The sequence below is a fragment of the Ruminococcus sp. HUN007 genome (assembly GCF_000712055.1).
Classification (GTDB): domain Bacteria; phylum Bacillota; class Clostridia; order Oscillospirales; family Ruminococcaceae; genus HUN007.
The window spans coordinates 1,893,347-1,908,437 of record NZ_JOOA01000002.1 but is presented as its reverse complement, the minus strand read 5'-3'; the positions used below and the strand labels follow the sequence as shown (position 1 = coordinate 1,908,437).

The 15,091-nt window shown below is 37.9% G+C and carries 15 protein-coding genes; 9 read left to right on the top strand and 6 right to left on the bottom strand.

Annotated elements, in window-relative coordinates; genetic code table 11:
* Positions 1–64 precede the first annotated feature (64 nt).
* Together CC97_RS12425 and CC97_RS12420 are read right to left on the bottom strand one after the other, a co-directional pair.
* On the bottom strand, positions 65–280 hold the full coding sequence (locus tag CC97_RS12425) for a DUF3791 domain-containing protein (RefSeq protein ID WP_044975238.1): 216 nt from the start codon (positions 278–280) through the stop codon (positions 65–67).
* 2 nt (positions 281–282) lie between these two features.
* Positions 283–573, bottom strand: coding sequence for a hypothetical protein (locus tag CC97_RS12420; protein ID WP_242848173.1), 291 nt, complete (start codon positions 571–573; stop codon positions 283–285).
* Between the two features lie 883 nt (positions 574–1,456).
* Between CC97_RS12420 and CC97_RS12415 the strand changes: the two genes are divergently transcribed.
* Positions 1,457–2,188 (top strand): reverse transcriptase domain-containing protein, encoded by a 732-nt coding sequence (locus CC97_RS12415; RefSeq protein ID WP_242848172.1) that lies wholly within the window; start codon positions 1,457–1,459, stop codon positions 2,186–2,188.
* On the opposite strand, the gene CC97_RS12410 is transcribed toward CC97_RS12415, so the two are convergent.
* The 3 genes from CC97_RS12410 to CC97_RS12400 are packed head-to-tail and all read right to left on the bottom strand — an operon-like array spanning position 2,177 to position 5,377.
* Positions 2,177–3,187 carry a site-specific integrase gene (locus CC97_RS12410; RefSeq protein WP_044974458.1) on the bottom strand — a complete coding sequence of 337 codons (1,011 nt, stop codon included), beginning with the start codon at positions 3,185–3,187 and terminating at the stop codon, positions 2,177–2,179. The genes CC97_RS12415 and CC97_RS12410 overlap by 12 nt on opposite strands.
* Positions 3,184–4,149 (bottom strand): tyrosine-type recombinase/integrase, encoded by a 966-nt coding sequence (locus CC97_RS12405; RefSeq protein WP_044975237.1) that lies wholly within the window; start codon positions 4,147–4,149, stop codon positions 3,184–3,186. The genes CC97_RS12410 and CC97_RS12405 overlap by 4 nt, the downstream gene beginning before the upstream one ends.
* Complete coding sequence (locus CC97_RS12400) at positions 4,142–5,377, bottom strand: site-specific integrase (RefSeq protein ID WP_044974455.1); 1,236 nt, start codon at positions 5,375–5,377, stop codon at positions 4,142–4,144. Before CC97_RS12400 ends, CC97_RS12405 begins: the two co-directional genes overlap by 8 nt.
* A gap of 144 nt (positions 5,378–5,521) precedes the next feature.
* Between CC97_RS12400 and CC97_RS12395 the strand changes: the two genes are divergently transcribed.
* The 8 genes from CC97_RS12395 to CC97_RS12355 all read left to right on the top strand — a co-directional run bounded on the left by CC97_RS12395 (position 5,522) and on the right by CC97_RS12355 (position 14,242).
* Complete coding sequence (locus CC97_RS12395; RefSeq protein ID WP_347493873.1) at positions 5,522–6,175, top strand: reverse transcriptase domain-containing protein; 654 nt, start codon at positions 5,522–5,524, stop codon at positions 6,173–6,175.
* A gap of 1,091 nt (positions 6,176–7,266) precedes the next feature.
* Positions 7,267–8,190, top strand: a complete 924-nt coding sequence (locus CC97_RS12390; RefSeq protein ID WP_197021865.1) for a serine protease — start codon at positions 7,267–7,269, stop codon at positions 8,188–8,190.
* Between the two features lie 16 nt (positions 8,191–8,206).
* Positions 8,207–9,208, top strand: coding sequence for a dockerin type I repeat-containing protein (locus tag CC97_RS12385; protein WP_044975234.1), 1,002 nt, complete (start codon positions 8,207–8,209; stop codon positions 9,206–9,208).
* Positions 9,209–9,234: 26 nt separating this feature from the next.
* Complete coding sequence (locus CC97_RS12380; protein ID WP_044975232.1) at positions 9,235–9,504, top strand: dockerin type I repeat-containing protein; 270 nt, start codon at positions 9,235–9,237, stop codon at positions 9,502–9,504.
* Between the two features lie 653 nt (positions 9,505–10,157).
* Positions 10,158–11,153 (top strand): hypothetical protein, encoded by a 996-nt coding sequence (locus CC97_RS12370; RefSeq protein WP_044975229.1) that lies wholly within the window; start codon positions 10,158–10,160, stop codon positions 11,151–11,153.
* A 239-nt stretch (positions 11,154–11,392) separates the two neighbouring features.
* Complete coding sequence (locus tag CC97_RS12365; RefSeq protein ID WP_044975227.1) at positions 11,393–12,127, top strand: LytTR family DNA-binding domain-containing protein; 735 nt, start codon at positions 11,393–11,395, stop codon at positions 12,125–12,127.
* Complete coding sequence (locus tag CC97_RS12360; protein ID WP_044975226.1) at positions 12,127–13,443, top strand: GHKL domain-containing protein; 1,317 nt, start codon at positions 12,127–12,129, stop codon at positions 13,441–13,443. Before CC97_RS12365 ends, CC97_RS12360 begins: the two co-directional genes overlap by 1 nt.
* A gap of 130 nt (positions 13,444–13,573) precedes the next feature.
* Positions 13,574–14,242: a hypothetical protein gene (locus tag CC97_RS12355; RefSeq protein WP_044975224.1), complete on the top strand. Its 669-nt coding sequence runs from the start codon at positions 13,574–13,576 to the stop codon at positions 14,240–14,242.
* Between the two features lie 51 nt (positions 14,243–14,293).
* Here CC97_RS12355 and thiD read toward each other — a convergent pair whose 3' ends face one another.
* A complete protein-coding gene (gene thiD, locus CC97_RS12350; protein ID WP_044975222.1) occupies positions 14,294–15,079 on the bottom strand; it encodes a bifunctional hydroxymethylpyrimidine kinase/phosphomethylpyrimidine kinase in 786 nt (261 codons plus the stop codon).
* Positions 15,080–15,091 lie beyond the last annotated feature (12 nt).

The following is a 15,091-nucleotide window of genomic DNA, read 5'->3' as shown; positions in this document are numbered from 1 at the left end:
TTTCTTGAAGTGTTAAAGTCGGGATCTATTATAACACGGATAATTATTAAAATCAATAGATTTTTCAAAGATTATTGGCGCGGATCGTATGAGCAATGTATTCATCCAGGTCATTGATAAGATATTCTTCGCCTACTGTATGCAGTGCGCCGAAGCATTTTAGTATATAGTTGTTCGCACCGCTTTTTTTGAACAGTTCAGATACTTCTTTGCCGGTAAGGTGCCTGTAATAGCGGTATCGTTCCATGCAATATACAAGAAATTCGCCTTCTCTGCTCACATTTATGCCTCCTCCGGATAGTCATAGGTTCCAGTCAGAAGTTCATCCTGAAACAATGTATAAAGAAGCCGCGGACTGTAGTGCCAGAGCTTCGATGATTCATCTGACAACTCACTGTAAAGTCTGGAACTGTAGAATTTGTCGATTGCAGCAGCTTCAGCAATATTGCTGTTCTGGGTTATAAGTTCGATTATCTGGGGTACGATGAGTGTAAGCAGTGAATTGAACTGATTTTCATTCATAGCCAGATCCCCCTTTTTGAGTTCTGCAATCACATCATCATACAGTATCATGGCGGTCTCCTTGTGTAGATTCTATATTAATATTTTACCATGTCAGAGGGCCATATTCAAGATAAAAAAGGTATTTTATATCCTTCGGATATAAAATGCTATCGATAAGCTGCCTTCAGGCAGCATAATAAATATGAACTAATGAAAAATCCCGGGCTTATGAAATAAAATAAGTTCGGGATTTTTGCTGCTCATGGCTTTGATATCTTAGTAAATAAAAAAATACGTCGTTCGTGCCAGAAAACTGCAACTCGTGCCAAATTTGTTGCAAAAGAAAATGGAAGTGCTATAATGTACGTAAAGAAAAGATGATTTACACATCATGTAATTATATGGATGGGGATGATACCAGTGGTGCGCCGGTTCGGCGCAGTTGACCTAGACAGGTGAAACTCCTGTCCCGACAAACCCTAGCAAGGAGTCGGTATCCAGCCTTGGGTGATTCATCGTGAGGTGGATTACTAAGCGTAGGTAGGAAAGATTCAGAGCCCTATAGCGAAAGCTGAGTCGATTTAGCGTCGTTAGTCTCGACAATACGGTGGGCGATACTTTCATTGGAGTAGCAGTCAGCAAGAACTGTTCGTTATGCGAGAACAGGGAGACACCGTCGGCGTTTGAAAGATGGGCGAGGAATCAAGGGGTCAGCTGTGTACCCGGGAGATCTTGCGGCTTCCTGATAACAAGGTATTGCAAACAAGTGCAAACACCACAAGGATGCAAAAAGAGCCGCCAAGAAGTCCGATGAGGTCATAGTAGCTGTGAAGTATGCAAAACATATGAAGCCAAGGACCGAAACACGGATACGTTTCTTGAAGGGAAACATGCGATTACACTGGAGGTAAAGAAGAAAAGCATGGGAACACAACAACAAGATATAAGAATATTGTCAGAAAAACATTCCAGACTGGAAACGTTAATCAACCGTGTAAATTGTGAAACGCTGAAAGCGAAACACAGAAAACAGAACGCCAGAAAGGCAACCGGAGTAGACAGGGTAACCAAAGAACAGTATGAGGAAAACCTTGATGAAAACATCAGAAATCTCGTTGAAAGAATGAAGAAGTTTTCATACAGACCTCAGCCTGTCAGAAGAGTGGAAATACCAAAAGCCAACGGCAAAACAAGACCACTCGGTATACCGAGCTACGAAGACAAACTTGTACAGGGAGTAATGGCAGATATACTGAATGATGTATACGAGCCAAGGTTTCTGGATGTTTCCTATGGATTCAGACCAAACAGAGGAATGCATGATGCAGTCAAGAGAGTTGATGAATTGATAATGTACAAGAGAGTAAATTACATACTTGACTGTGACATTAAAGGATTCTTTGATAATGTTGACCACAAGTGGCTGATGAAATTCCTTGAAAATGATATAGCAGACAAGAATTTCTTAAGATATATTGTCAGATTTCTGAAATCAGGAATCATGAAAGGTAAAATATTTGAGGAATCAAGTGTCGGCACACCTCAGGGTGGATTATGCGAAGCTTTGCATAATCCACCTTATGCAAAGAAAAATATTATTCAAAGTAATTCGCATAAAACCAATAAAATCGTGATTCATGGGAATGTTGCTTTGCATAATCTTCTGTTTAAATCACAGTTTTGAAAGCCAGTTCATAAGATCAGTATTTTCATTCCAGTCTGGTAAATTAGTATCTACCAAATCGGGATAAGCATTTTCCAGAGCTTTTCTTTTGAGTTCGGAATCTGCTCTTGCATAAATTTCAGTAGTTTTAATGTCACTATGGCCTAAAAAATCGCGGATATAAATCAAGTTTACGCCAGCCTGTAAAAGGTGAACAGCTTTTGAATGGCGGAGCATATGACATTTAACTTTAACCGGTATTTTATCAGTCTTTTCTCGAGCCATTACTGCATATTTATTGAGAATATATGCAACGCCTTCTTTTGTAAGTTTACTATGCTGTTTGTTTGTGAAAAGAGGATAATTGCATTTATGAGGTAAATCAAGCTTGTTTTCAGATATATACTTTTGAACCAGAACTGCTGTATTGTTCATTATCGGTACACGCCGGATTTTGTTTCCTTTTCCTGTTAGTATAAGTATGGGATTAGAACCGGCAACAAAATCGGAGACAGAAAGATCAATAAGTTCCTGCACTCTTGCGCCGCTGTCATACAAAAGACTGAGTAAAGCCAGATCTCGTCTTCCTTGTGTAGTTGTTCTGTCCGGTTGTTCCAAAAGTAATCTAACCGCTTCAGGAGAAAGGTGTTCAACAATAGATTGTTTCTTTTTCTTCACAGGAATAGCAATAACTTTCTGGTAATGAAATAACGACTCCGGTGACTCAGACTGAGCATATCTGAAAAAAGCATGAAGAGCAGCTAATCTTAGATTTCTTGTAGAAACAGAACAATTTCTTTCTGTTTCCAACCATAGCAAAAATCGCTCTATGAGATCCGATGATAAATGATGCATGGAAAGTTTTTCAGGTTTGATTTTTTCTTCGCTTTCGCAAAAGTATAAGAGAAGTTTAAAAGTGTCTCTGTAAGCCTTTATCGTGTTTTTGCTGACATTTTTCTGCAGTGGAAGGTAATTCGAGAAGAAATCGGTAAGATGTTTAGAGAAATCTGTTGGAGTCATTGAAATTCCTCCATTTCAGGTATGATACCTTCACAATATCTTTCAAGTTTAAGTCTGATATCAGGAAATACATCAGCAGTCCATTTGAGATAGTAAGCCGTTTCATTGAATGTCTGATGACCGAGATATGTTCGCATAAGAGGAATTAATACCATCAGATCTTTTCCCTGTTCAGCCCATTCCCGCAATTTAAAAACACAATACGTATGACGGAAATCATGAACTCTTGGACCGTCTCCAGTATGTGATATTCCAGCCTTCCATAGAAAACGTCTAAAATTCTTGTACACATTTCCTAACGTCATAGGTTTTTCTTTGTATCCTGGAAAAAAGAATTCATGTGAACCTGAAGAATGAACCTGTTCTGAATACCTTTGAAGTCTGATAAGCATTGTTTTTGAAAGTGGTACTAATCGGTCATTGTGGTTCTTTGAATCAGATATTTTAAGTATGCCAAGATCCAAATCCACATCATCAACAGTTAGCATTCGAGCTTCGGAACATCGTAATCCACTGGAAAGAAGAAGCCTGAAGAAAACCGGCATAATTAAATGACGATATGGAACTTCAGAGCAGTATGTGCATTTATCAGTTGCTGAAAAAAAGCGTGTTAATTCATCAGGAGTATAAATATGCGGTATGTATTTATTGCCTTTAGGATAATATTTATTAGGCAATACCCACGCTTTAATACCAATGCTATTCAAATACTTTGAAAATTGCCTTACTAAAGAAGCGCGCGAACAATGGTTGTTGTCTGTTTCATGCAGTGTTTTTGAGCACCACTTCGTCACAGCTTCTTTTGATAATGAATCTAAATCATCGTATTCTGATGAAAGAAAGCTTCCGAAACGTTTTAATATGCCTCTTTCGGTAGTGTATTTGTAACCAAGCGCCATCTTTAATTCAACGAAATCGCTCATTTCTTTAGCAAATGGTCCGGAAAATTCATTTTCAGCCAAGATCAATCGCCTCCTCAAAATCCAATGGACATTCAGAGAGCTGCTTCATATCAACTTTAAGATAAACGGCAGTAGAATTTGTATCTATGTGACCTATGATATCTGAAATCACCGGAAGAGGTGTTTCTTTTTCAAGAAGTACACTTGCCATAGTATGCCTTAAACTATGCATACCTCTATGCTTGTTTGCTGTTGAAATATGAGCCTTAATCATATAGGTTTTGATTAACTGATTAAGATGATCTTCATCTGAAAAAGGCAGAAACGGTGCAAGATGACGCACAAAAATATACGGACTGTCCACCTTAGGCCTTCCATATTTAAGATAATCAATTACAGCCCATCCGACATCCGGAACAAGAGGCAATTCCATTGGCTGTTTGGTTTTAGACTGAGTAAAACAGAGCTTTTTTTCTGACCAGTTAAAGTTTTCAAACCGAAGCTCTTTAATGTCCTTGCATCTTAAACCAAGCCGGCAGGCAATAAGAATAATTGCATAATCTCGTTTTCCTTTCGGATTTCCACGATCAATTGCTCCGATAAGTTTTTTCAATTCATCATGTGTCCATACTGAAGGAATATTTGTCTGCTTACGCGCCTTGATCATTGGCATTTCACTTGCCAGATCATGGTTTATCATTTCATTTTGATAAAGAAATCTGAAGAAAGCTCTTAGTGAACACATATTCTGTTCAATTGTTTTGTAAGTAAATCCCGCAAGAGTACGTATATATGCAAAGATGATATCTATAGTTACGTCATTAAAATCACTTATTTCATTTGCAGACAGGTAATCCATCATGTATGCTGACTGCTTAACGTAATGTCCGATTGTAACTTTGGAATAGCCTTTTTCAATACAGAAATCCTTAAATTTCACTCTGGCTTCAACAAATACCGGGTCTGTAAGGATTTCTTTATGCTTCATGTAACGTCGAAGTACCGCATGATGTATTTGAAAATCGCCTATCATACGAATAACGCGTATTTCCTGAGTTTCTTTTTGAGGAAGTACTTTGGCAAAATCATCTTGAGCTATTCCAAATTTATCTTTGAGAAAAGCGATTCCAAGTTGTTCAGTAAAGTATTCTTCATTATGCTCTTCAGCATAATTTATCAGCTGCTTCCATCTTCTTCGATAGAAGCACATGCTGCCTTCCGTATAACCAAGACGTAAAAGTTCCTGTTCCAAATCTGAAACCAAGTCAGATAATAGCTTTTGATTCATAGTTTACCTCCGAAAATATATTTTTGAGTTGTGAACTCATTATATATTCTCGGATATTATGCAAAGTTGTGCAATAGCAAATTACGAAAATTCGTGCTCTATGATGTGTTACTTAGCATAACAACTTTCTTTGCATAAGGCGGCCTGATTTCACCAATACTTGCCAATGTGTATTTGCATTATGTTCTTGATATCTGGTTTGAAAGAGGAGTCAAAAAGAAGCTTCAAGGTGAAGCATATTTCGTAAGATTTGCAGATGACTTCATTATCATGTTTGAATATGAAGAGGAAGCTAAAGCAGTATATGAGTTCATAAAGAAAAGACTTGCACAGTTTGGACTGGAACTAGCGGAAGATAAAACGAGAATTCTGCCGTTCGGCAGAAACAGCAATACAACTGATACGTTTGACTTTCTCGGATTTACTCACTACAATGGCAAAACGAGATATGGAAAATATACAGTTGGACACAAAATAAGCAGGAAAAAGAAGAAAATATTCAAAGCAAAGCTCAAGAAGTGGATAAAGGACAACCGAAATGTAGACATAAAGATTTTTATGACAGCGTTGAACAGGAAACTGATAGGTACTAATAACTATTACTGCATTAGCGGAGCATACAACGAAGTCCGAAGTCTTTATAATCATGCAAAGTTTGTAACGTTTAAATGGTTGAACCGGAGAAGCCAGCGAAAAAGCTTTACTTGGGAGAAATTTCAGCCAGTATGGAATGAAATGATAAGAAAGCCTAAAGTTCATGTGAATATATGGGCAGTAGGCAAAGTAAAATACATCTGATGATATTCGAAGTAGACGTGGGGAGCTGTATGCGGGGTGTGCCCAGACAAGTTGGGTGAGAGATGATGGGATTAGTACCATCGGTATCGTCTTACAGGAGAAGGTACCAAGTCATCTGTGAGGTGCTGTGTCCAAAAGGCATGGTACTGAGCGTCACAGAAAAGTCGTAATAAATACGGCGAGACATTTGCCAGAGAGCTGAACAACTGAACCGTCTTTATTAAGCATCGTTAGGCTGCTTTATCGCTAAAAGGAATCTTTCCTGCATAGGTTCTGATAACCGTAGCGGAAACCTGTTTATTGGCTACGGAGTGGTCGGTGTATAGACGGCAGGAATCTGGCATGGGCTCTCATCGCAAAACTGGGGAACCTGTTTATGTATGTTAATCGAAAAGCACAAGTACCGAAAGGTTGCGAGGCTGAAAGTAGAGATGATATAAACAGGGGCAGAAGAAGCCGTAGTAGCGAAGAAGCTTGTGAAAACAATTGGAGCAAAGGGTGGAAGGCTTCTGATTACTGAAATGATATTTGCCGTTGTGTACTGGAGACACAATAACGACTGGAGCGAAATTCGGCAAAGAAACACATGAGTAAGTTTTCAGAAGTGGGGAGCCGTATGAAGCGAGAGTTTCACGTACGGTTCTGAAGGGGGCTGAGGGTGAAATTCCCTCGGTCTACCGGCTAAAATCGCACGTACAGTTCTTAGAGGAGTTTACTTCAATTGTTATTAAAATAGAAAGGAGTAAATTTACTCATGAAATGATTATTATTTGAATGTTTTATGCACTCTACAATTTGCTGTTAAGTTAAGACAGTAAAAGGCATAATGGAGCACTACTTGATACTATAATAAGCTGCCAGAGGCGGCTAACCGATTTGTTATTACAGAGCCTGCCTGAATCATTATGCTGAAATGGTGCAGAAACAATACAAAGTGTACCAAATACATCAAATGTGATTTGGATTAGTTGATGTTTTAAATAGGAAAAGGGATGATTCCAGTTAAGTAATGGTTATACATATTATTTGAAGTTTTTTGTTTGTAACATGAAAATAGGATAAGATGATGAAAGATGGGAAGGGTGTTTTTTATGTCAACTATAAAAAGAAAACGATGCTTTGTTATCGCATTTGCTTTATTGATAATTGCTCTTTTGAGTACAGTTTTTGGAATAGAAGTTAATGCTTCTTCTAGTTTTAGAATGTACAGACGACATGACTGTACTGATTCTGATCCAACGTCTTATGATCAGTATGCGCTTTTTACTTTGTCTGGTTTGAATAATTACAATGTACCAAGATACGGCAATCCGAATGACTTGAAACGAGATGCTAATCAAAGTATTGTAAGTATAGGACTGAATGGAACAGGTTTTGTTGTTGGAAATCATATTATTGCAACAGCAGCTCACTGCGTTTATAGTAAGAACAGTGGCGAATTTTATTATCCTCCGATTTATATGATGGGAAGTGGTAACACTCCTATAATGACTATGTATCCTAGATATATTCATATAAGTAAAGATTATATAACAGATTCTGAACCATACAGATATGATTATGCATTGATTTATGTAGAAAATGATCTCAGTAATTATGTAATGAACTTGGGTGTTATGAGAGATGACTATTACAATGTTGTATATGCATCAGGGTTTCCACAGAGCCACCCAAGTAATGCCCCGAGTGAATATGGATATCGTTATAAATCAGTTGGATATATAGACTGGCCGGCTACCAATAATGATTCTTCAGGTTTAAGTTTATGGCACACAGCAGATATATTTGGCGGAGATAGTGGCGGACCTTTATTTATCAGAGAATCTGTAAGTGACGGAACGATAAGTACTAATTACGCTGATTCTGATGATACTAATAATTCTATAAACCAAAATACAGATTATTCTATATCAGTCGTAGGAATAAATGTTGTATCCGGAGGTTCAAATAACGGAAGCGTAAAAATTAATGAAGATCTTCTTCATTTTTATCTGAACAATAACTTTACCAATTAATTCAAGAGGTGATACTATGAAGAATAATGTAAAAATGAAAAGTGTTGTTTTAACATTAGCTTTTGGACTTGCAGTGTCTGGAACCGGTAACGTGTTAATAGCTGCAGAAACAGAGAGAGTTATTCCGTGGTATGAAGTATACGCTTCAGAAACAAGTATTTCTGAAGTATTGGACGGATTGGGCGAAAGTTATATGCTGATTCCTGCTTCGAGACTTAATCCTGATACAAAGGATATTTATCCTGCATCCAATACATCCGTTGTGATAACTGAAACAGATTTAAAACAGATTACAGAACTTGGTTATAAGTATAAAGTATATTACGATTCACCTGTTCAGGTAAATAAAATAAACGAGGCACTGGCGAAGTATAGTATAGAATTATCGCAGTCAGACACATCTGAGAATGTTTATGAAACTAATGATATCCATGATCTTAAACTTAAAAAGGAAATTTCCGAACAGCTTGCTAAAGCTGATCATGTTACAGGAATAGAGGAATTGTCAGAAGTATCTGTTGTGTCTGAAGGTTTCGTGGCCTATATTTACACAGAAAGTGATCTTGAAAAAGATCAGATAATTGAGAAATACTCAAAATACGGACTCGAGATTAGTCATGTTAAAGAGAACACTGCTGACGATACGAAGTATATTTACTATTTTAAGTTCAAACAGTTTATAGGAAAAGGAATATCAGATCTGGAATACCAGAAGAATTTGAATGAGCTTTTGGATGACAGCGATATCCGGATTGATTTTGCGTTTAATGCAGAAATCAATGACAGCAAGGAGTATAGCAAAAATATTTATCAGGCTTGTAGTTCTGATAGTAATTTTGATATTAACAGTGACGGAAAGAGAGATGTAACTGATCTTTCAATGCTTTCACTATATCTTATAGGTGACCTGACACTGACTGACACTCAGCTTAAAGCTTCAGATGTTGACGGTGACGGAGCAGTTACACTTGCAGATCTTGCAAGATTTAAACAGTTCCTGTCTGGTGTTGTAAAATAGTGATTATTTGAGGAGATGATATGTAAATGAAATTACTAAAAAGAGTTGTTACAGTTTCTTTATTGGTATCAGCACTTTCAATGAGTGGTATTACTGGGGTAAGTGCAGTTACATCAGTATATGGAGACGTAAATAATGATGGGGTAGTTAATTCAGCAGATATGATATGCATGAATAATTTTCTTGGAGGAAACCTCGAAGTAAGTGCAACTCAACTTGAAAAGTTTGATCTTAACAATAATAAAATTGTTACTAAAGTTGATGCTCTTGCACTTTACAATTTGCTGTTAAGTTAAGGAAGTAAAAGGTATCATGCAGCGACGCTGCATGATACTATAATAAGCTGTCAGAGGCAGCTAACCGCATAAAATAAAATCAACGGGAGTACCGATAATCAAAATTCGGTGCTCCCGTTTGCTCTGTATAAATGGTAGTCTTCACCCCTGCTGGCCGAAGACTGCTATAGAAAAACCGAGCTGATCAGCTCGGTTTAGAAATTGCACCGGAGGTGCCACATTTTCATTCAGACGGATAAAGTATGGCGATTTTAAGAAAAATCGATTTTGTTTTTTGTTGTCATAAACGTAAGTGTTCTCGGTGCTGTTTTTTAGTTCTCGGTTTTGTTTTTGATGAGCTTTATTATTTCATACAAAAGTGCTTTATCATGCTTGTTAAATTGTTTTATAGTAGCGATTAAATCAAGATACGTAATGTCTTCATAATAATACTCAGTAAGTGTTGAGAGATTATCTTTAAACTTAGCTGATCGACCTAAAAGATATTCGATGTTCACACCAAAGTAATCGGCAAGAATAATCAGAGTCTCTATCTTTATAGTTAGTTCGTGCCAGAAAACTGCAACTCGTGCCAAAACTATTGAAATAATAATTGATTTTGATATAATGAATTTAAAGATACATATACTATCAGGGAAGGAGTAAATTTACTCATGAAAATCAAGTTGATACCGGTTACGATAATGACAGCTTTAGGAGTTTGCTCGGCATTTTGGATAATAAACAGTGTTAATAAAATCATTGAAAAAGAAGATAACAGTCTTTCTGCAGAAAGCTTAATGGATATTGTGCCTGCTGCAGAAACGACACCTTTGGAAACTGAGCCAGAGATAGCTGAAGCAGAAGTAAGAGTACTGAAAAAGGCAGCTGAACCGGAAAAAGCGACTAAAGATGATATTTTTTATATGATGTTAAACAGTATCGATTACTATGATAAAGTATCAGGAAGGTTTGTTCACAAATCAGCAAGAAGCGAGTATTATGATGAAGTAGTATTTCAGACTTGTCTGTCAGACACAAATGCATTTTCAGTTTACAGAAGCTATTATGCCACTGAAGATACAGATGAAGAAAAGATAAGTTCCGGAACAGTTGAGACTGAACAGGAATATGCACAATATTGTGACGGAAGCAGCTTTATAAGTGTTTTCCCGAAAACTAAAAACTGGGAAGATATAAGTAACAGTATCATTTCAATGGATAAAGTTATGGATATTCCGGATCAGGAAAGAATGTTTACCAAAGAAGGAATGCCTGGCTATGCCTACAAAACAAATCCAATCAATGTTATAATGTCAAATTCGTGCCTTTTCCCGCAGGAATATGCATTCGGCTTCCTGCAGGATCAGTCACTCTGGGATATTGCAGAAATCACCAATTATCAGGGTAGAAAGTGCTATATCATAAATGGTAATACAACGCCTGAATACGGTGCACAAATGAGAGTTGATACTTTTGAATTTATAGTAGATGCAAATACTGGTGTACTCATGCGTTATGATGGATATAACGAGAACGGCGAATTATGTGATTTTATGCATACAGATAACATTAAATTTGAAGAAGAAAGTGAACCAGTTGAGGTTCTTCCGGATGGTATATTGGATGAATATACCGAGCAAAAACCGAATTATTATTTAGTCGAATGACGATGATGGTAATTCCGTGTGATTATTTATACTATCTACAGTTTCCATTCTGTAGCACAACGAAATCCGATAAATTAATGAAAAATCCCGGACTTATTAAATAAAATAAGTCCGGAAATTTTTTGCTGGTTATGATATTATCGTTGACCAGCCGGTGAATTAATGATAAAATATAGTAAACTGAATTACTGCTGTCTGATCGATGTAAGCAGTATGAATATTATAAGGCGGTGATAGATATGCTTCGGGTTGCTGTGTGTGATAATGACAATAATATATGCTGTATGATTTCTGAAATACTGCAGAACTTTTTTGACAGGCAGTCAGTGGAAGTTAGCATATCCAGGCATCTTAATGGTATCACCTTGCTGAATGAGCATCACACGCAGAAATATGATATTATGTTTCTGGATATAGATATGCCTGAAATGTCAGGCTTTGAAATAGCGTCTGAACTGAGAAACGGAAAATCAGATTGTCTGATAATATTTATAACCAGTCATTCGGAGCTTGTTTATGACAGTCTGAATTTTCAGCCGTTTAATTTCATAAGAAAGAACTGCAGTATCTCTCTTGAAGAAGGTATTGAAACCGTAACGGAAAAGGCTCTGAAACAAATAGAGTATAAAAAGAAACTTATACTTGAAGACGATATTTCCGGAAGGTGTGCGGTATATCCGGATGAGATCATATATATTGAATGCGACCGCCATTACCTTAAATATCATGTTTTGAAAAAGGATAATCCTATAAGAGTCAGAGGAACGATGGCTGAATGTGAATTACTTTTTGAAGGCCGGAATTTTGTAAAGATCCATAAATCATATATGGTCAATCTTGGCTTCCTTAAGAGAATAGACAGTCAGAAAAGCGAGGTAATGCTGGCACCTGACAATCAGAAGCTTCCGGTTAGCAGAAGCTGCAGAAAAGCACTTGATGAAAAGTATACGCTGTATTTAAGGAGTAAGGTGTAATGATACTGACTGAAACGATTGAAATTGCAGTAAATGTTTTTCAGGGACTTATGCTTACCTATTATGCCTATTCAGTTCTTGGCTCAAAGAAGAATGCGTCGTATGTTCAGAGCAGGGGACTTATCTACGGTATTATCCTCGCTTTTCTCATAACCATAGCCAACTATACTGTTGCTTTTGAAAGCTTTTTTGTAATAGTTTATGCGCTGATGATTTTTGTTTATGCGTTCAGGGAACTGCATGGAACAAATCTGTTCAAAGGCTTTGTGAGTGTGTTTGCCTTGCTGGTAACTGCGCTGGCGAGCGCATTTTCAACTAATTTATTTTCCTATGTCCTGAACATTCCGCTGGAGTACATTCTGTCTTCAAGAAGTTCCGAGCGGTATATTACAATGGCCTTTGCACAGCTCTTTATTTTGTATCTGCTTGTACTCTCCATGAGAATCCTGAAGCAGGAATTCAGAAATAAAAATATGATGTCAGGCAGAGAACTGCTTTTAATTATTCTTGAACTTGTTTTGAGCTCAGTCGTCTGCATCCTGCTTAATATGATCTCACTTGCATATAAGGAAGAACGAAAAGTTCAGCTTGTTTCAGTAATAGTTCTTTTCAGTATGCTTGTTATTAATATAATAACCTGTTACCTTATTATAGATATAAACCGGAAAAATAATATAGCGCGTGAAAATGAGCTTTTGAAAATTAAAAATGAATACAATAACCGGTTCGTTGAAAATGCATCTTTGCAGTATGAGACAATAAGAAAGATACGCCATGATTATAAAAATCATATAGCAGCAGTGAATGCTATCCTTAAGGAAGGTAAAACAGATAAGGTATCGCAGTATCTTGAAGATGTCAGTTGTAAGTCTGATGAGATGCTTGTTTTTATACAGACGGGAAATGATATTGTAAATGCTGTAGTAAATCTTAAACTTTCTGCGGCGAAGGCACTTGGAATAGACTGTGCTTATTCATCGATAGCGGATTTTGCCGGGATTGATGATCATGATCTGTGCAGTCTTCTTTCCAATATGCTTGATAATGCCATAACCGCTGCAGCGGCAAGTGAGAAAAAGATAATGCGGATAAATATATCAGCAAATGAATGGAGCTATATGTTTAACGTCAGAAATTCCATTGACAGTTCTGTTCTTACTGATAATCCTTTGCTGAAAACTACAAAAACGTCTGAAGGTCATGGCATGGGGATTCGCATAATACGGGAAATAGCTGAAAAATACGACGGAGTATGTGATTTCTACGAGGAAGACGATTTATTCTGCTGCAATGTACTTCTGAATATAAAAGAATGATAATAAAGATTAACCGGTCATATACGCAGACTGTCTGATGGTTTGCGCATATGACCGGTTTTATGTATTGACGATAAGACAAGTAAGTGATAAAATTATATACATCAAAAAGATACAGGGGGATTAGAAAATGAAAAACAAATCAAAGTATATTTCAGCTGCACTTGCAGCATTTGTATTTGCGGTATCTCTTGCAGGATGCGAAAAGGGAAATACAGGTACTTCAGAACCGGAAGTTACAAATGTACAGACTTCATCAGAAGTTACGACGGCTGCGGAAACTACAGCAGAAACCACGGCGCTTACAACTACTGTTTCAGAGACGGTAACTACTACTGAACAGACCACTGTTACAACTGAGGTCACGACTGAAGAAGTTACCACTCAGGCAACGGAAGCTGAAACCAAAGCTGAAGAAACAGAAGCGGAAACTGAAGAGCAGGTTCAGACTGAATCATACTCAGACAGAGCACACAAGGCTATTCTCGGAAGCTGGACAGTGCGAAGCTACGTGAATTTGAGCTATATAGGTTTCACATTCTACGAAGACGGAACATGGGAAGCGATACCTGTGCCTATGCCGCTTAATACAGATCCCGAATACGGTTCAGATGCGCCGACCGGTACATGGAATGGAACAAACGGCGGAAGGGATTATTATGCATATGCCATGTACGATGAAAACGGAGAATTATATCATCAGATACAGGTATATACTGATGATATGGGTTATGAAACACTTGAAAGAGAAGACGGAATGTGTTACTACAACGGCAAAGAACATAAAATTGAAGAATAATAAAAAAGCAGACACCCGTGTTTGATCGTAAACATGAGTGTCTGTTATTTTTTATCCCCTTATCCTGTAAAGATGATCCACCGGTCCTGAACCTTTGCCGAGGTCGAGTCCTGCGGCTATTGCTCCGGTGAGATATTCCTTTGCACGTTCTATGCTTTCAGATACGGAAAGTCCGTCTGCGAGTCCGCAGGCGATGGCGGATGAGAGTGTGCATCCGGTACCGTGGGTGTTCGGATTGTCTATTCGCTTTCCGGAAAATGTGAATACTTTTCCGTCTGCAAGCAGCAGATCTGTTGCGTCCGAAACGCTGTGTCCGCCTTTTACGAGAACGGCGGCAGGCGTTTTTTCACTTATTATCCGTGCGGCTTTTTCCATGTCTGCGATATCCGAAATGCTTATGCCGCTTAAAACTTCCGCCTCCGGAATGTTCGGTGTTATCACGCGTGCAAGAGGGAAGAGATGACCGGTCATTGCATCAAGTGCACTGTCGGAAAGGAGTCTGCTTCCGCTTGTTGATACCATTACCGGATCCACCACGATATTCGGTGCCTTGTACTTTTTCAGAACGGATGCAGCGGCTTCGATTATCTCTGCTTCTGACATCATTCCCGTCTTTACACTGTCCGGGAAAATATCTGTAAATATGCTTTCAAGCTGACTTTCAACAAATTCCGGAGTAACGTTGAAAATGCCGCTTACTCCGGTTGTGTTCTGTGCTGTCAGTGCGGTTATCGCACTCATCGCATACATGCCGTGTGCCGAAATGGTCTTTATATCAGCCTGTATTCCCGCACCGCCGCTGCAGTCGGAACCGGCTATTGTCAGTACTTTTTTCATTTTTATCATCCT